The 15482-nt window shown below is 64.8% G+C and carries 17 protein-coding genes and 2 pseudogenes; 10 read left to right on the forward strand and 9 right to left on the reverse strand.

The genetic code is table 11. The annotated features are described in order from the left end of the window. Positions 1-32 precede the first annotated feature (32 nt). A complete protein-coding gene (locus AB7G19_RS23465) occupies positions 33-842 on the reverse strand; it encodes an SDR family NAD(P)-dependent oxidoreductase (protein ID WP_283018788.1) in 810 nt (269 codons plus the stop codon). A 91-nt stretch (positions 843-933) separates the two neighbouring features. Beyond that, positions 934-2775 (reverse strand): single-stranded-DNA-specific exonuclease RecJ, encoded by a 1842-nt coding sequence (gene recJ, locus AB7G19_RS23470; protein ID WP_071914265.1) that lies wholly within the window; start codon positions 2773-2775, stop codon positions 934-936. 283 nt (positions 2776-3058) lie between these two features. Between recJ and AB7G19_RS23475 the strand changes: the two genes are divergently transcribed. After that, positions 3059-4135, forward strand: a complete 1077-nt coding sequence (locus AB7G19_RS23475; protein ID WP_085401220.1) for a methyl-accepting chemotaxis protein — start codon at positions 3059-3061, stop codon at positions 4133-4135. An 80-nt stretch (positions 4136-4215) separates the two neighbouring features. Here AB7G19_RS23475 and AB7G19_RS23480 read toward each other — a convergent pair whose 3' ends face one another. Together AB7G19_RS23480 and AB7G19_RS23485 are read right to left on the reverse strand one after the other, a co-directional pair. Next, positions 4216-4974, reverse strand: a complete 759-nt coding sequence (locus tag AB7G19_RS23480) for a sulfite exporter TauE/SafE family protein (protein ID WP_354123662.1) — start codon at positions 4972-4974, stop codon at positions 4216-4218. Between the two features lie 73 nt (positions 4975-5047). Continuing rightward, on the reverse strand, positions 5048-5221 hold the full coding sequence (locus AB7G19_RS23485; protein ID WP_166096445.1) for a hypothetical protein: 174 nt from the start codon (positions 5219-5221) through the stop codon (positions 5048-5050). A 370-nt stretch (positions 5222-5591) separates the two neighbouring features. Between AB7G19_RS23485 and AB7G19_RS23490 the strand changes: the two genes are divergently transcribed. Further along, positions 5592-6335: an SDR family oxidoreductase gene (locus AB7G19_RS23490; protein ID WP_354123661.1), complete on the forward strand. Its 744-nt coding sequence runs from the start codon at positions 5592-5594 to the stop codon at positions 6333-6335. Between the two features lie 50 nt (positions 6336-6385). Beyond that, a complete protein-coding gene (locus AB7G19_RS23495) occupies positions 6386-6799 on the forward strand; it encodes a cupin domain-containing protein (RefSeq protein WP_354097772.1) in 414 nt (137 codons plus the stop codon). Between the two features lie 10 nt (positions 6800-6809). Here AB7G19_RS23495 and AB7G19_RS23500 read toward each other — a convergent pair. Next, positions 6810-6950, reverse strand: a pseudogene (locus AB7G19_RS23500) (4-hydroxythreonine-4-phosphate dehydrogenase PdxA); the annotation flags it as partial. Here AB7G19_RS23500 and AB7G19_RS23505 point away from each other — a divergent pair. The 7 genes and pseudogenes from AB7G19_RS23505 to AB7G19_RS23535 all read left to right on the forward strand — a co-directional run bounded on the left by AB7G19_RS23505 (position 6912) and on the right by AB7G19_RS23535 (position 11161). After that, positions 6912-7384, forward strand: a pseudogene (locus tag AB7G19_RS23505) (GntR family transcriptional regulator). The pseudogenes AB7G19_RS23500 and AB7G19_RS23505 overlap by 39 nt on opposite strands. A 110-nt stretch (positions 7385-7494) precedes the next feature. Continuing rightward, complete coding sequence (locus AB7G19_RS23510; RefSeq protein ID WP_354123660.1) at positions 7495-7977, forward strand: bleomycin resistance protein; 483 nt, start codon at positions 7495-7497, stop codon at positions 7975-7977. Positions 7978-8255: 278 nt separating this feature from the next. Then, positions 8256-8942, forward strand: a complete 687-nt coding sequence (locus tag AB7G19_RS23515; protein ID WP_071914273.1) for an alpha/beta fold hydrolase — start codon at positions 8256-8258, stop codon at positions 8940-8942. A 264-nt stretch (positions 8943-9206) separates the two neighbouring features. Beyond that, entirely contained in the window at positions 9207-10628 is a 1422-nt protein-coding gene (locus AB7G19_RS23520) for an L-lactate MFS transporter (RefSeq protein ID WP_354131283.1), read from the forward strand. A 27-nt stretch (positions 10629-10655) separates the two neighbouring features. Further along, on the forward strand, positions 10656-10814 hold the full coding sequence (locus tag AB7G19_RS23525) for a hypothetical protein (RefSeq protein WP_157790313.1): 159 nt from the start codon (positions 10656-10658) through the stop codon (positions 10812-10814). Between the two features lie 4 nt (positions 10815-10818). Beyond that, positions 10819-10944, forward strand: a complete 126-nt coding sequence (locus AB7G19_RS23530) for an MFS transporter small subunit (protein ID WP_014495518.1) — start codon at positions 10819-10821, stop codon at positions 10942-10944. Positions 10945-10951: 7 nt separating this feature from the next. After that, positions 10952-11161 (forward strand): hypothetical protein, encoded by a 210-nt coding sequence (locus tag AB7G19_RS23535; RefSeq protein ID WP_354123658.1) that lies wholly within the window; start codon positions 10952-10954, stop codon positions 11159-11161. Positions 11162-11179: 18 nt separating this feature from the next. On the opposite strand, the gene AB7G19_RS23540 is transcribed toward AB7G19_RS23535, so the two are convergent. From AB7G19_RS23540 to AB7G19_RS23555, 4 genes are all read right to left on the reverse strand, one after another. Beyond that, the gene (locus AB7G19_RS23540; protein ID WP_135213526.1) at positions 11180-12073 is read right to left on the reverse strand and encodes a LysR family transcriptional regulator; all 894 of its coding nucleotides are present in this window, start codon (positions 12071-12073) and stop codon (positions 11180-11182) included. Between the two features lie 71 nt (positions 12074-12144). Beyond that, a complete protein-coding gene (locus tag AB7G19_RS23545) occupies positions 12145-12864 on the reverse strand; it encodes a haloacid dehalogenase type II (RefSeq protein ID WP_135213525.1) in 720 nt (239 codons plus the stop codon). A gap of 142 nt (positions 12865-13006) precedes the next feature. Continuing rightward, complete coding sequence (glpX, locus tag AB7G19_RS23550; protein WP_063983497.1) at positions 13007-14008, reverse strand: class II fructose-bisphosphatase; 1002 nt, start codon at positions 14006-14008, stop codon at positions 13007-13009. A 139-nt stretch (positions 14009-14147) separates the two neighbouring features. Beyond that, positions 14148-15464: a homoserine dehydrogenase gene (locus tag AB7G19_RS23555; protein WP_085401211.1), complete on the reverse strand. Its 1317-nt coding sequence runs from the start codon at positions 15462-15464 to the stop codon at positions 14148-14150. Positions 15465-15482: the final 18 nt, after the last annotated feature.

Raw genomic sequence — 15482 nt, forward strand, 5'->3', positions numbered from 1 at the left:
GCCACCCTGCCCTTCGCGTCTTGCGCGGCGGCTTATTGCCGCCGCGGCACGCCGCCGGCGTTCATGCCGCCGTCGATGACGAGCTCGCTGCCGGTGACGTAGCGCGAGGCATCGGAGGCCAGATACAGCACACCGGAAGCGATCTCCGCGGCCTGCCCGGCGCGGCCGAGCGGGGTTGCGACCTTGGCTCGCTCCTCGGGGTCGATCGGGGCGTTCTGGCCGGCGCCCGTTGCCCCCGTCGGAATCTTGCCCCAGATCGGGGTATCGATGATGCCGGGGTGAACGGAGTTGACGCGGATGCCGTCGCCGGCGGCCGCGCACTCCATCGCGATCGATTTGGCGAACAGCCGCACGCCGCCTTTGGTCAGCGAATAGGCCGAGAGGCCGGGCGCACCGCGCAAGCCCGCGAGCGAGGACATCATCACGATCGAGCTGCCGCCCGTCTTGCGCATCAGCGGCAGGCAATGCTTCACGGACAGAAACACGCCGTCGAGGTTGATCGCGTTCTGCTTGTGCCAGTCAGCGAGCGTCATATCGACGATCGAGGGTACCGCAATGCCGATGCCGGCATTGGAGACCATGATGTCGAGCCGGCCATGGCGCTTGGCGATCTCGGCTACGATCTCGATCCAGCGCTCCTCGCTGGTGACGTCCTGCTCCAGGAAAATCGCCTTGCCGCCGGCTTTTGTCAAGCGCTTGACGAGCTCCGGGCCTCGCAGCTCGTCGATGTCGGTGATGACGACGGTAGCGCCTTCGCGCGCGAACAATTCGACGATAGCCTCGCCAATGCCCGAGGCGCCGCCCGTCACCAGCGCGACCTTGCCCTCAACCTGCCCTGCCATGTTCACTCCCTTTTTTGTTGTTTGAGCGGCTTATTTTTGACGCATGATCTCCGCGCAAACGCGTACCGCGTTTGTCGCGAGGGATCTTGCGTCATCTAATCACGGATGGCCCCTGGTCCGGTAGCGCGACGTCGACGACGCGGAATTGCACGCGCTCGGCGCCCTGGTACCGGTCGACCGACAACGATCCCGCGACATGCAATTGCTGACCGCGATTGGCGAGAAGTGCATTGCCGAGCTTCTGGCCGACCGAACGGAACGCAATGCCGTTGACGATCGAGCCGTCGCCCGACTTGAAGCGTAGCCTCAAATGCGCCTGTCCGACCTCATCGGCATAGACGAGCTGATGCGACGGCAGCGCCAGCACGACTTCCGGATTGCCGCTGCCGAAGGGACCGGCGCGGTTGAGCGTGGTTGCAAGCTCCGTCGTCACGGCGCGCGCGGACACCGCGCCGTCGACATAGAGCTCGTTGACATGGCGCGCCTCGGCAACGTCCCGCGCCAGCGCATTTTCGAGATAGGCGCGGAATTCGGCGAGCTTCTCCTTCCGCAACGTTACGCCCGCGGCCATCGCGTGGCCGCCGCCCTTCAGCAAGATGCCGTCGGTCACCGCCTGCCGCACCGCCTTACCGAGATCGACGCCGGCGATGGAGCGGCCCGAGCCGGTGCCGATGCCGCCGGGCTCCAGCGCAATCGCAAAGGCCGGCCGTGAAAACTTCTCCTTCAGGCGGGACGCGACGAGGCCGACCACGCCGGGATGCCAGCCTTCGGAGGCCGTGACGATGACGCCAATCTTGTCCTCTAGCCCGATCGAGGCCAGCGCCTCGGCTTCAGCCTGCGCTTCGGCCGCCTGCTCGATGACGCGGCGCTCGCTGTTGAGGCGATCGAGCTCGGCCGCAATCCGAGCCGCCTCGACGCTGTCGCCTTCGAGCAAGAGCCGCACGCCAAGGTCGGCGCGGCCGATGCGGCCGCCGGCATTGACGCGCGGCCCCAGCATGAAGCCGAGATGCCAGGCCTCCGGCGGGCCGTTGAGCCGCGCCACGTCCATCAGCGCGGTGTGGCCGACATGGTCGCGCCGCCGCATCGCGATCAGGCCTTTTGCGACGAAAGCACGATTGAGCCCGATCAGCGGCGCGACATCCGCAACCGTGCCGAGCGCGACGTGATGCAGCATGCCGAGGAGATCGGGCTCGGGCATCTCGCTCGTCCAGAAGCCGCGCTGGCGCAGCTCGCGGTTGACCGCGACCAGCGTCACCAGCACGAGGCCGACGGCGGCGAGATGGCCAAGGCCCGAGAGATCGTCGAGCCGGTTCGGATTGACCAGCGCATCGACCTCCGGCAGCTCCGTGCCGGCCTGGTGATGATCGATCACGACCACGGACATGCCGAGGCGCTTGGCTTCAGCGAGCGGCTCGATGCTGGTGGTGCCGCAATCGACGGTGACGAGCAGCGTGGCGCCCTTCGCGGCCAGCGCGCGGATCGCTTCAGTGTTCGGGCCGTAGCCTTCGAAAATCCGGTCGGGAATATGGATCAGCGGATCGAGCCCGCAATGGCGCAGATGCCAGGCGAGCAGCGCCGCCGAGGTCGCGCCATCGACATCGTAGTCGCCGAAGATCGCGACCTTCTCGCCGCGCATCGCTGCGTCCGCGATCCGCTTCGCGGCGGCCTCCATCTCGGTCACAGTGTACGGGTCCGGCAGCAGCTTGCGGATGGTCGGATCCAGGAAGTCGCTGACGCCATCGATGTCGATGCCGCGGCCCGCCAGCACCCGCGCCAGCAACTCCGGCAGCTGGTGCCGCTGCACGATGGCGAGCGCCTTGGCCGCCCCGCGCGCATCCAGCCGGTCGAGCCAGAGCTTGTCGGTGAGCGAGCGCGCGACGCCCAGAAACGCCTGGGGCACTTCGACGGGCAAGGCGGTTGCGGGCGGCGTCATGAGTCGAGACTGGCTTGAGGAACCCGGGAATCGGACTGGGCGTTGCGGCGATCGGCCGACAATGACGATTGACCTGGAATCCCCCGGGATTTGCAATGTCCGCGCCGCACAAAGCGGTGGATTGCCGCTTTGCTGCGCGGACTGACTATCATTTGGGCATTCCGTGGAACAGCAAATTAAGCGGGCGTTAGGCGGAATCTTCGAAAAAGACTCGTATTCGATCTGTAATTAGTTGTTCCGGGTTCGTTGCAGATCAGGCCTCATTGCCAAGGGAAGCTCCCCGATGTCTGCTGCGCTGGGTCTGAAAGCCAAGCCAATCGCCACCGAACCCGCTGATGACGATTCCGATATCTCCGCGCTGATCAATCGCCTGACCGCGGAGGTCAACCAGATCGCGGTCGACAAGACCAAGGCGATCCAGCAGATCACCAACCAGATGAAGATGCTGGCGCTGAACGCGCTGATCGAAAGCTCGCGCGCCGGCGCGCAGGGCGCCGGCTTCGCAGTGGTGGCGCAGGAGGTGCGCGGCGTCGGCCAGCAGGTCGAAACCATCGCCCGCGAGCTCGAAACCCAGCTGACGAAGCGCACCGGTGATCTCGTCGCCTCGATCGACCGCATGAGCCAGCGCTCGCGCGGCGAGCGCATGGTCGACCTGTCGCTCAACGCCATCGAGCTGATCGATCGCAACCTCTATGAACGCACCTGCGATGTGCGCTGGTGGGCGACCGATTCCGCCGTGGTCGATTGCGCGGCCTCGCCCAACGCCGCAGCAGTCTCCCATGCCTCGCAGCGGCTTGGCGTGATCCTCGGCGCCTACACCGTCTATCTCGACCTCTGGCTCTGCGACCTCGACGGCAATGTCATCGCCAACGGCCGCGCCGACCGCTTTCGCGTCGTCGGCCAGAACGTCGCCCACACAAAGTGGTTTCGCGAGGCGCGAACCTTGCGCTCCGGCGACGACTATGTCGCCGGTGACGTCGAGAACCAGCCGCTGCTCGGCAATGCGCAAGTCGCGACCTATTGTGCCAGCGTCCGCGCCGGCGGCCAGGCCAACGGCGCGCCGATCGGCGTGCTCGCCATCCATTTCGACTGGGAGGCACAGGCCCGCGCCATCGTGCAGGGGGTGCGCGTCGGCGACAGCGACAAGGCGCGCGTGCTGCTGGTCGACTCCAATCTGCGTGTCATCGCAGCTTCCGACGGCCAGGGTATTTTGAGCGAGCGCATCTCGATCTCGCTGAACGGCCAGCGCTCCGGCTTCTACCACGACCGCACGGGCGCACTGGTCGCGTTCCATGCGACCCCGGGCTACGAGACCTATCGCGGCCTCGGCTGGTACGGCGTGATCGTCTGCGGGGCGTGACGACATCATCGCGTGATCTGTGAGCGCGGCAGCGTGACCGTCGAACGATGGTCGCGCCGTGATGCGGAGTGACTTGCAGCCTATCCGAGATAGCCAGACACTCCGTCCCACAACAGCTTCAACGCCGTCACGGCCAGCAAGCCATGGCACGCCCGGTAGATCTGCCGCTGGTCCAGCTTTCCGTGCAGCCGCCAGCCGAGCCAGACGCCGCTGGGAATGGCAAAGAGGCACGCCGCCATCACGATCCAGACGTTGCCCGCCGGCCGCACGAGCAGCAGCCAAGGTACCGCCTTGATCGCGTTGCCGACGGTGAAGAACAGGCTGGTCGTTCCCGCGTAGACCTCCTTGCTGAGGCCAAGCGGCAGGAGGTACATCGCCAGCGGCGGTCCGCCGGAATGCGCGACCATGGTCGTGACACCCGAGGCAAGACCGGCAGCAACCGCCTTCGGCGAGGAGCGCGGACGAATGACCACCTTCGGATCACTTACGAACCATATGCCAACGAAGCTCAACGTCACGACCGCCATCACGATCGCGACGGCGCGATGGTCCAATACACGGAACAAGAGATAGCCGAGGGCAATGCCGATCACGAGCCCGGGCAACAGCAGCACCAGGTCCGGCTTCGACCATGTCGATGGCTTCCAGTAGCGCAACGCGAACAGGTCCATGGCGATGAAGAGCGGCGCGAGCAGGCCGCCCGCGGTGACCGGATCCATCACGCACGACAGCAACGGAATGCCAACGATGGAGAAGCCGCCGCCGAATGCGCCCTTCATGAAGCAGATCAGGAAGACGCCGGAAAAGGCGATGATCACCGTGGCGACCGTCAAATCCATCTGCGCATCTCCATGACCGCCACGCTCGCGCCTCGGCGCGCGTCACGCCGAAACATCGCGGGCGAGACCCGGCTCAGGTCGCCGTGACGTCGTCATCGGTTGCTGTTGGGCCGGCGTCGGTCGACGTCGCTTGCGAGGTTCGAGGCGGCTCGGCCTTCGGCTGGAAAAAGAGACCGGGCAGCACTGAAGGCAGGCCAAAGGTCATTCCGAGGAATGCCAGAAACACATCAAGATAACTCACGCTCATTCTGTTGCTCCGCTTTGTCGGGCGCGACCACCTCTCGGTGCATTTGAGGGTCGATGCGGCGCAATATGAACCGGTACATTATTCAGTACAATAAGAACATTGATCTCGGTGCAATTTTGCCGCCTCCGCATGAGCAGAGCAGATGCAGCAAACTTCTTGCGTTGGGCTTCGAACCGACCGCGGCAGGCGCGGCGCCCACCCCGTCGCAACGAGTCTTCTGAAGCATTTTCCGGCAAAGCAGGCCGGTTACAGGCAAGAGCTTGCCGCATTGCTCGGCTACGCTGCGCTTCGCATCACGTTGGGCGGACGTGACGTGATCGGCTCACGGATTGGGATCACTCACGCTCGTCACATGCCGAGGAGACATGCCATGCAGATCGTCGTGATCGGCGGGACCGGATTGATCGGATCCAAGCTCGTGACGAAGTTGAAACAGCACGGCCACGAGGCCGTTGCAGCCTCGCCGAAATCAGGCGTGAACGCCGTGACCGGGGAAGGCCTCGCTGCAGCGCTGGCTGGCGCGGATGTCGTCGTCGACGTTGCCAACGCGCCGTCCTGGGAGCCCGCCGCCGTGCTCGATTTCTTCCAGCGCTCAAGCACAAACCTCGTCGCGGCAGAGGCGGCCGCGGGCGTGAAGCATCACGTGGCGCTGTCGATCGTGGGGACCGAACGGTCGCCCGACAATTCCTATTTTCGGGCCAAGCTCGCCCAGGAGACCATCATCAAATCCTCGTCGGTCCCCTACTCCATCGTTCGTGCCACCCAGTTCTTCGAATTCCTCGGCGCCATTGCCGAAACGGCTGTGGTCGAAGGAAAGATCGTCGTCCCGTCCGCACTGTTTCAGCCGATCGCCGCCGAAGACGTAGCCGATCGCCTCGCGGAGGTCGCCATGGGCCGGCCGCTCAACGGCACCATCGATATCGCAGGCCCCGAGAAGGCGCCCTTCAATGAATTCATTGCGCGGCGCCTGAAGGCGTCCGGCGACGCCCGACCGGTGGTGGGAGACCCGAAGGCACCGTACTACGGCGCCCCCATCGACGACACATCGCTGAACCCGCTCGGCGAGGCGCGGCTTGGAAAAACGCCGCTCGCAACGTGGCTCGCAAGACTCTGAGGGACCGCAAGAGCTTCCATCACGACAACCACTGCAATGAAGGAAATCCCATGCGCAGATTGCTGATCGCAACGGCGGTTTATGCCGCATCAATCCTGACGGCTTATGCGGCCGAACCGGCACCTCTGGCCAAAGTGACGGTCGTGTTCGACCAGGCGCTGCCGAACGTCCCGGGCAAGAGCATGAAGGGCGTGCTGGTCGAGTATGGTCCCGGAGGCTCCTCGCCGGCCCACATGCATCCGCGCTCCGCATTCATCTATGCGACCATCCTGGAAGGAGCGATCCGCAGTCAGGTCAATGACGAGCCCGCCAAGGTCTATCGCAAAGGAGAGAATTTCTTCGAAAAGCCCGGCGACCGTCACGCCATAAGCGCGAATGCCAGCGATACCGAACCTGCGAAGCTGCTTGCCGTCTTCGTCGTGGATTCAGCAGACAAGGAGCTGGTCACGCCGATCACGAAGTAGCGCCGCCTCGTCACGCACCGCGGCGCGCGGCCATCTCCGCGGCGAGCAGCAACGCGGCGCGGCTGGCGCCGATCGACGCGATGCCTTGCCCTGCGATGTCGTAGGCGGTGCCGTGCGCGGGCGTGCAGATCGGGAATGGGAAGCCACCGAGGTCTGCCAGGGTCTCGAGGCGCTCGCCGGCGAGCTCGCCTGCGAGCGCATCAGCGACGCCGGGATCGGCGAAATCGCCGCCGCACATGACGACATGGTTCGGCATTATCGCGAGGGCGATCTGATCCAGTATTATCGCGGCAACCGCGCAATTCACGAGGCCATCGTCGCCGCAGCCGAAATCCCGCGCTGACCCGGCTCTATGCTTCCGTGACCGCGCGCATCAGGCGCGCGCGCTACGTCACGCCGATGACGCCGCAGCGCTGGGCGTTCGCCGTGAAGGAGCACGAGGCGATCCTGAACGCGCTGCAGCGGCGCGATGGCGCCGGCCTCTCCCACATCCTGCGTGCGCATCTGCGCCACAAGCGCGAAGAGGTCTTGCAGGCGGGCTTTGCCGAGACGGAAGGAAACGACCTCGCGCTGCGGATCGCGTGAGGCGACCTTGCCCGGCGAGCACTCGTTCGCCCCATTCCGCGTCTGGCATTCGCGCCGCTTCGCTGCGATAACCGCCCCGAAGGTCGGTCATAAGATCAGGCGACGCCGCAATGAACAAACCACTGCCCTCTGCCCCCGTCGCGCGTGCGACCTCCAACAGCACGGGAAGCGCACCGCAAGGCGGCTTTGCCGATCTCGTTCCCGAACTCAGCGTTTCCAGCATTCAAGCCAGCCTGCCGTTCTGGCGCGACTTGCTCGGCTTCGAGCTCGCCTATGATCGCCCCGATGCGCGATTTGCGTATCTCGTCAGGGGGCGTTTGCAGGTGATGCTCTGCGAACTGAATGGACGCTGGGAGACGGCCGAGATGCAGCGGCCATTCGGACGCGGCGTCAATTTCCAGATGGTCGTCGATCGCATTGATCCCATGCTTAGGGCTCTCGGCGATGCCAAATGGCCGCTCTACGAGCAGCCGAACGAAGCCTGGTATCGGGCTGGCGACCAGGAATTCGGCCAGCGTGAATTCCTCGTCCAGGATCCGGACGGTTACCTCGTGCGCTTCGTCGAACGCCTGGGCATGCGCACGCCATCCTGACGCAAAAAGATTCGTGCCGTCCTGCCGCATCGCGCGATCAGGAGACACAATCGCGACGGTGCACGCTGCCCGGACCATTGAACTGATGCACGCTCTCTGTCGTGTGGGGCGTAAGCTGCATTCGGCTCGCGAGCCGAACTTGCTCAATTTCGCATTCGCCCGATTATCCTTGCGACCCTCTGTCAGCTGACGTGGTCGCGCGTTAGACGTGAAGCTCCCCCGCTTCCCGCTCCGCGAGCACCTCGGCTCGCCGTTGCGCAGCCAACGGAGACCATCTCATGACCAAACCAAGCATCGTTTTCGCGCACGGCCTCTGGGCTGACGGATCGTGCTTCGGCAAGCTGATCCCGACGCTGCAAGCCGAAGGCCACGAGGTCCTGGCGAGCCAGCACGGGCTCGATTCACTCGCAACCGACGTCGCCTGCGTGACGGCGTGCTTTGGCCGTGTTCCCGGACCCGTGGTCCTCGTCGGCCACTCCTATGGCGGCACACTGATCACGCATGCCGGAACCGATCCGCGGGTCGCCGCGCTGGTCTACATCGCCGCGCTCGCGCCCGCTGCCGACGAAACTTCGCAGAGCCAGATTGCAAAATTTCCGACGACGCAGGTGTTCGGCCACATCGACGCGCCGGCGGGCCGTGTCTGGCTCAAGCCAAGCGGCCTGACGCACTTTGCCGGCGACCTGCCCGAAGCCGAGCAAAAGCTGGTCTACGCAACGCAAGGGGCGCCGGTTGCGGATCTCCTGACCCAGAAGGTCGATGGCACAGCGTGGACCTCGAAGCCGAGCTGGTACATCCTCGCCAGCAAGGACCAGACGGTTCACCCCGATCTGCAACACTTCGTCTCGAAGCGCATGAACGCTACCGTGACCGAAGTGGCTTCGTCCCACGTCCCCATGCTGTCGAAGCCGGATGTGGTGCTGGATGTGATCCGAAAGGCTGCGAATGCGGTCACAGCGAAGTAGCATCGGCTGACATACCATACCGAACCAAGGCAGATGACGTTGTCATTCTTCAGATCAGGTCCGGGCGGCGCGAGACCGCCCGGACCTTTTGTCCATCGCGAAAACGCCATGCCGATTTCTGCTCTTTCTAATATCGATTAATCCGATTGTAACAGCGCGTATTATTCGTTTGTCAAAATCCTCCTTCTGCGTAGCCTGATCCGCGCCATCGCCCGGCTGCCCGTAAAGGCCGCCCCCGAGAACAGCGAGGCACCGGAGGATTGGATGACGACGACGCTCGACGCATCGGGAATGCCTGCACGTTCGCTGCTGCCCTTCCTTGATCGCGAGCACACGATCGCAAGGCCGGGCTACAGCCGATGGATGGTGCCGCCCGCCGCACTCTGCGTGCATCTGTGCATCGGGCAGGCCTACGCCTTCAGCGTCTTCAACCTGCCGATGACCAAGCTGCTCGGCGTCACCCAATCGGCATCCGGCGACTGGAAGCTCACCGAGCTCGGCTGGATTTTCTCCATCGCGATGGTTTTCCTCGGACTGTCGGCCGCAGTGTTCGGACGCTGTGTCGAGGAAGGCGGCCCGCGCAAGGCGATGTTCACTGCCGGCGTTGCCTGGGCGAGCGCATTCCTGATCTCGGCCCTCGGCGTCTATCTCCACAATCTCTGGATCATCTATCTCGGCTACGGCGTGATCGGCGGCTGCGCGCTCGGCATCGGCTACATCTCCCCGGTTTCGACGCTCATGAAGTGGTTTCCCGACCGGCCGGGGATGGCCACCGGCATGGCGATCATGGGCTTTGGCGGCGGCGCGCTGATCGCTTCCCCCCTCTCCGTATGGCTGATGAGCAAGTTTGCGACCACGAGCGACGTCGGCGTGCTCGGCGCCTTCATCACGCTCGGCTGTGTCTACTTCGTCTTCATGATGGTCGGCTCCGCCATCGTGCGCGTGCCGGCGCAGGGCTGGAAGCCGGAGGGTTATGTGCCGCCTGCGGCCGCCACCAAGCTGATGACCAGGAACGACGTGTTCGTCTACCAGGCGATCAAGACGCCGCAGTTCTGGCTGATCTGGATCGTGCTGTTCTGCAACACCACCGCCGGCATCGGCGTGCTCGGCCAGGCCTCGGCGATGAGCCAGGAGATGTTCCCCGGCCACATCACCGCAGTCGCGGCCGCAGGTCTCGTCGGCCTGATGAGCCTGTTCAACATGGGCGGACGCTTCAGCTGGGCCTCGTTATCCGACTTCATCGGACGCAAGAGCACCTATTTCGTCTACATGGTGCTCGGAATCGCCCTCTACGTGACCGTGCCCTATGCCGGCGCGAGCGGCAATGTCGTGCTGTTCGTGCTGTGCTTCCTGATCATCGTCAGCATGTATGGCGGCGGCTTTTCCACCGTGCCGGCCTATCTGCGCGACATGTTCGGCACGCGCTATGTCGGCGCCATCCACGGCATCCTGCTGACGGCCTGGTCGATGGCCGGCATCGCTGGGCCTGTGCTGATCAACTACATCCGCGAATACAACGTCACGCACGGCGTGCCGAAGGCGCAGGCCTACAACACGACCATGTACATCATGGCCGGACTGCTCGTGATCGGCTTCCTCGCCAACCTCTGCGTCCGTGCCGTCGACAAGCGTCATCACATGAAAGACGAGGACAGTTCAGGTCTCGAGGCGGCGCGTGCTGCCTGACGTTCGGACGAACACAAGGAGGCGACCATGACCACGACATCACGGAGCGAAGCGTCATTCTCCCAATCGCTGCTGAGCTGGATCGCCTGGCGGGTATCACGGACGATGGCGGCGATGCGGCCGGTGCATCGTGCCACCGAGATCGCGGCCGCAGCCGCGGCGAGCAACAATCCCTCGGGGGCCTGACATCATGCAGACCGCTCAGACGGCAAAGACCACGCCGCTGCAATTGGCGTTGGCCTGGAGCTTTGCGGGCATCCCCCTGCTCGCGGGCGTGATCCAGACCCTGCTCAACGCCATGAAGCTGTTTCAGTAGGCGGCGAATGCGTCCCACGAACAAGCGTGCAACGCTTCTCAGCGGCGCACGACGGTTGATAACCGACGAAGGCTTCACCATCACCGTGCTGGCCGCGGTGATCGCCGCTGCAGTTCTCGCCGTCGGCTTCGACGCGACTGCGGATATCGTCGTCGCGACGCTCGCACTTGGCGCGGTGACGGCGCTCGCCGAGACCCGCCTGCACCGGCGCGGATAGATCCAGTCAAACGAGCCGTCAGCGGCGCCTGCGCGCGCCACGCGCCGGCGTTTCCGTCACGCGCCGGGTCTGCTCGGCGGCGAGGTCGCGCATGATCGCTATCGCGCTCTGCACATGGTCGTCGGGCTGGTCGACCGAATAGACGACATAGGCCGGCATCGAGAATTTCGGCGCTCCCACCACCAGGTGCAGCCGCCGCGCCTTCAGCAGCGGCTCGACGATCCGGTGCGCAAAATAGCCGGAGCCGCCGTTGGCGAGGACGTGCTGCAGCCCGAGCCAGCCGATGTTGGCGGTCAGCGCAGGCCCCGCGAAATTGGGAAAGACGGCACTGTGCCGGGCGTAGAATTCGGGCCCCCAGTCGACATAGACGTAGCCCTCCTGCGGCTCCGGATCGCTCCTGGGATTGGTCGACACCAGCACGAGCTGCTCCTCGATCAGCAACTCGACCTTGAGGCCGGGGCGGCTTTGCGGGGTGTACATCACGCCGATGTCGATGCGTCCCTCGACCAGCCCCTGCATCAGTTCGGGCTCAAGGGCACTCTCGGCCCGGATCGAGATCTGCGGATTGGCCTCCTGCATGCGCGGCACCCAAAGCAGCAGGAACTCCTCCCACAGGCCGATGCGGCCGCCGAGCACCAGCACCCCGCTAAAGCCCTTGGGGAGGCCGACGTCATGGCGGGCCTGCTCGACGGTGCGAACAAGCGTCGAGGCATGGCGCTGAAATTGCCGCCCCGCCACCGTAAGCGTCGCGCCTGCCTTGTTGCGCACGAACAGCGTGCAGCCGAGCAGCTCCTCGAGCGAGTGGATCCGCGTGCTGACGGTGGACTGGCTGACGTGAAGCCGGTCGGCGGCGGTGATGAAATTGCCGGTGGCAACCACCGTCAGGAATGTACGCGCGAGCTCGGTATCCAGGGGCGCACCTCACACATCGACATTGTCGATATGAAAGGCGCTGTCTTGAAGGATGTCAAAAGCGATGCCGCTCAGCAGCCGAGCTTGTCGGCGACCCCGCCAAAATCCTTGGCGACGATGTCCCAATTGCCGGTCGCCTCGAAGTCGACCTTCTGAAGCGGACCGTATTCGGTCGGCCGCGCCACGAACGCGGTCTTCAGCCCGTTCTTCTGCGCGGCGGCGAGATCGCCGTTGTGGGCGGCGACCATCATCACCTGCTCCGGCTTGAGGCCGAGCAGGCGCGCGGCGCCGAGATAGGTCTCGGGATCGGGCTTGTAGTGCTCGAACAGCTCGGCCGACATGATGAGGTCCCACGGCAGGCCTGCGAACTTCGCCATGTTGGTGAGCAGCGCGACATTGCCGTTCGACAGCGGCGAGATCACGAATTTCGACTTCAGCCGTGTGAGGCCCGCGACACTGTCGGGCCAGGGATGCAGACGGTGCCAGCCCTTGGTGATGTAGTCGAGGTCGGCCTCGGTCAAACCCTTGATCGCGAACTTCTCGACCAGCTTGTCCAGCGAGCGGCGGTGCAGGACGTCGAGGATGACATAGCCACGTTCGGGGTGCTTGCGCACGTCATCCATGGCGGCCGTGTACATGCCGCGCCAGCCGTCGACCAAAGCGGTCCAGTCGGCGGAGATGCCGCGGCCCTTGCCCCACCACGTGAGGTCGGTGATCAGGCTGGTGCGCCAGTCCACGACGGTGCCGAACACGTCGAAGACCAGGGCTTTGACGGAGGAGAGATCGGACATGTGCGCTTCCTCTTTTGTTGTTCTTGTCATTCCGGGGGGCGCGTCAGCACCAACCCGGAATCCAGAAGTTATGGCGCGAGATTCCGGTTTCTCCGGGCCGCGCGCTTTGCGCGGTCCCGTCGCGCCGGAATGACGAAGCGCGTCAGCCCAGGTAAAACTTCTCCAACTGCCGGTGCTCGGCCTTGATGTAACGCACGGTGCCGGTGACGGAGCGCATCACGACCGTCTCGGTCTCGATCACGCCGTCCTTGCGGAACTTGACGCCCGACAGCAACGAGCCCGTGGTGACGCCGGTGGCAGCGAACAGGCAGTCGCCGCGCGCCATGTCCTCGATGCCGTAGATCATCTTGGGATCGTTGACGCCCATCTTGGCGGCGCGCTCGCGCTTCTCGTCGGAATCCAGGATCAGGCGGCACTGCATCTGGCCACCGATGCAGCGCAGCGCCACGGCCGCGAGCACGCCTTCCGGCGCGCCGCCGGTGCCGAGATACATGTCGACGCCGGTGTTATCGGGGTCGGCGCAGTGGATTACGCCGGCCACGTCGCCGTCGGTGATGAGGCGGACGGCGGCACCGGTCGAGCGCACGCTCTCGATGATGCTGGCATGGCGCGGGCGGTCGAGCACGAGAACGGTGATGCCTTCCGGCTGGACACCCTTGGCCTTGGCGAGGCGGCGGACGTTGTCGGCGGGCGAGGCATCAATTTCGACAACACCCTTGTCGTAGCCGGGACCGATCGCGAGCTTCTCCATGTAGACGTCAGGAGCGTGCAGCAGCGTGCCGCCGTCGGCCATCGCCATGGTGGCAATCGAGCCCGGCATGTTCTTGGCGCACAGCGTGGTGCCTTCGAGCGGGTCGACCGCGATGTCGACCTGCGGGCCGGCGTTCATGCCAACCTTCTCGCCGATGAACAGCATCGGCGCCTCGTCGCGCTCGCCCTCGCCGATCACGATGGTGCCCTCGATCGGCAGCTTGTTGAGCTCGCGCCGCATGGCGTCCACCGCGGCCTGGTCGGCCGCCTTCTCGTTGCCGTGCCCGCGCAGCCGCGCCGAAGAAACCGCCGCCCGCTCCGTCACCCGCACGATCTCCAGCGTGAGGATGCGCTCGAGCAACGCGTGCGGCGGGACTGAAATATGGGTCGACATCGGCTAACTCCTTCGGAACAGTTTTGGACGGAGATCTCCGTCCGCATCAACTCGTAACACCCACAGTTCGTTCGAACCGTGTCCTATTGTTTGAGCATGACCTTTCCGGAAAACCTCTTCACACTTTTCCGGGTCATGCTCAGTTCTTCTCGATCCGGATCACCTGTGGCCGTCCGCTGATCACCTTGTCCTTCTGCACGGCCGCGAGCGCGCGTCGCACGGCGTCCTCATGCGTCGCATAGGTGATCAGGATGACGGGCACGGGCACCGCCTTGCCGTTCGCCGGCGCAGCGCCGCCATTGGGATGACGCTGCACGATCGACTCGATCGAAATCTTCTGCTCCGCGAGCCGGGTCGCGATCGCGGCCGCAGTGCCCGGGAAATCCCGCGCCAGCAGGCGGATATAGTAGCCGCCCTCGTGCCGCTCCATCGGCGCCTTCTTGGTGTCGCGCAGATGCGAGATCGGCCGGCCGAACGGATTGGCGCGGATGCCGCGCGCAACGTCGGCGATGTCGGCGACGACGGCGGATGCGGTCGCAGCACCGCCGGCACCGGGGCCGACCAGCGTGATCGGAGGAATGCCCTCGCCATCGATCGTGACCGCATTGGTGACACCCATCACCTGCGCGATCGAGGAGGATTTTGGAACCATGGTCGGGTGCACGCGCTGCTCGATGCCCTTGGCGGTACGGACGGCAACACCGAGCAGCTTGAGCCGGTAACCGAGATCGTCGGCCGCGCGCAGATCTTCCGGCGCGATGGATGAGATACCTTCGACATACACAGCGCTTTGAGCAACTTTCGTGCCGAAAGCGAGGCTGGCGAGAATGGCAAGTTTTTGCGCGGTGTCGTGGCCATCGACGTCGAAGGACGGATTGGCCTCGGCGTAGCCGAGCCGCTGCGCATCCTTGAGACATTCGGCGAAGGACAGGCCCTCCTGCTCCATCCGCGTCAGGATGTAATTGCAGGTGCCGTTGAGGATGCCGTAGACGCGGGTGACGCCGGTTCCGGCAAGCCCTTCGCGTAACGTTTTGATGACAGGGATCGCGGCGCCGACCGCTGCCTCGAAATTCAGCGCGCCGCCGTGCTTTTCGGCGGCCTTGGCAAGCTTCAGGCCGTGCTTGGCGAGCAGCGCCTTGTTGGCGGTGACGACCGACTTGCCCGCATTCAGTGCCGCTTCGACCGCAGAGAGAGCGGGATCACCGGCGCCGCCCATCAGCTCGACGAAGCAGTCGATGCCGGGATGCGTGGCCAGTGCCATGGGGTCCCTGACCCATTCGATGCCGCGCAGATCGACGCCGCGCTTCTTCGCCTTCGAGCGCGCGGTGACGGCGACGACGCGAATGCCGCGGCCGCTGCGGCCCGCGAGCACGCGGGCCTGGGTCTCGATCAAACGGACAACTTCGGCGCCCACGGTGCCGAGCCCCGCTATGCCCACTTTCAGGGGTGCAACCATGATGCTTTAGAAAACCTG

This window comes from Bradyrhizobium sp. 215_C5_N1_1 (genome assembly GCF_052075935.1).
In the GTDB taxonomy this organism is placed as follows: domain Bacteria; phylum Pseudomonadota; class Alphaproteobacteria; order Rhizobiales; family Xanthobacteraceae; genus Bradyrhizobium; species Bradyrhizobium barranii.

What these genes read in the sequence shown, in the direction of transcription:
- AB7G19_RS23535 (WP_354123658.1), top strand. Translation starts at nt 10,952, where the DNA reads ATGCGTCCCACGAACAAGCGTGCAACGCTTCTCAGCGGCGCACGACGG.
- AB7G19_RS23510 (WP_354123660.1), top strand. Translation starts at nt 7,495, where the DNA reads ATGAACAAACCACTGCCCTCTGCCCCCGTCGCGCGTGCGACCTCCAAC.
- AB7G19_RS23515 (WP_071914273.1), top strand. Translation starts at nt 8,256, where the DNA reads ATGACCAAACCAAGCATCGTTTTCGCGCACGGCCTCTGGGCTGACGGA.
- AB7G19_RS23480 (WP_354123662.1), bottom strand. Translation starts at nt 4,974, where the DNA reads ATGGATTTGACGGTCGCCACGGTGATCATCGCCTTTTCCGGCGTCTTC.
- AB7G19_RS23545 (WP_135213525.1), bottom strand. Translation starts at nt 12,864, where the DNA reads ATGTCCGATCTCTCCTCCGTCAAAGCCCTGGTCTTCGACGTGTTCGGC.
- AB7G19_RS23530 (WP_014495518.1), top strand. Translation starts at nt 10,819, where the DNA reads ATGCAGACCGCTCAGACGGCAAAGACCACGCCGCTGCAATTGGCGTTG.
- AB7G19_RS23525 (WP_157790313.1), top strand. Translation starts at nt 10,656, where the DNA reads ATGACCACGACATCACGGAGCGAAGCGTCATTCTCCCAATCGCTGCTG.
- glpX (WP_063983497.1), bottom strand. Translation starts at nt 14,008, where the DNA reads ATGTCGACCCATATTTCAGTCCCGCCGCACGCGTTGCTCGAGCGCATC.
- AB7G19_RS23485 (WP_166096445.1), bottom strand. Translation starts at nt 5,221, where the DNA reads ATGAGCGTGAGTTATCTTGATGTGTTTCTGGCATTCCTCGGAATGACC.
- AB7G19_RS23555 (WP_085401211.1), bottom strand. Translation starts at nt 15,464, where the DNA reads ATGGTTGCACCCCTGAAAGTGGGCATAGCGGGGCTCGGCACCGTGGGC.
- recJ (WP_071914265.1), bottom strand. Translation starts at nt 2,775, where the DNA reads ATGACGCCGCCCGCAACCGCCTTGCCCGTCGAAGTGCCCCAGGCGTTT.
- AB7G19_RS23495 (WP_354097772.1), top strand. Translation starts at nt 6,386, where the DNA reads ATGCGCAGATTGCTGATCGCAACGGCGGTTTATGCCGCATCAATCCTG.
- AB7G19_RS23465 (WP_283018788.1), bottom strand. Translation starts at nt 842, where the DNA reads ATGGCAGGGCAGGTTGAGGGCAAGGTCGCGCTGGTGACGGGCGGCGCC.
- AB7G19_RS23490 (WP_354123661.1), top strand. Translation starts at nt 5,592, where the DNA reads ATGCAGATCGTCGTGATCGGCGGGACCGGATTGATCGGATCCAAGCTC.
- AB7G19_RS23520 (WP_354131283.1), top strand. Translation starts at nt 9,207, where the DNA reads ATGACGACGACGCTCGACGCATCGGGAATGCCTGCACGTTCGCTGCTG.
- AB7G19_RS23475 (WP_085401220.1), top strand. Translation starts at nt 3,059, where the DNA reads ATGTCTGCTGCGCTGGGTCTGAAAGCCAAGCCAATCGCCACCGAACCC.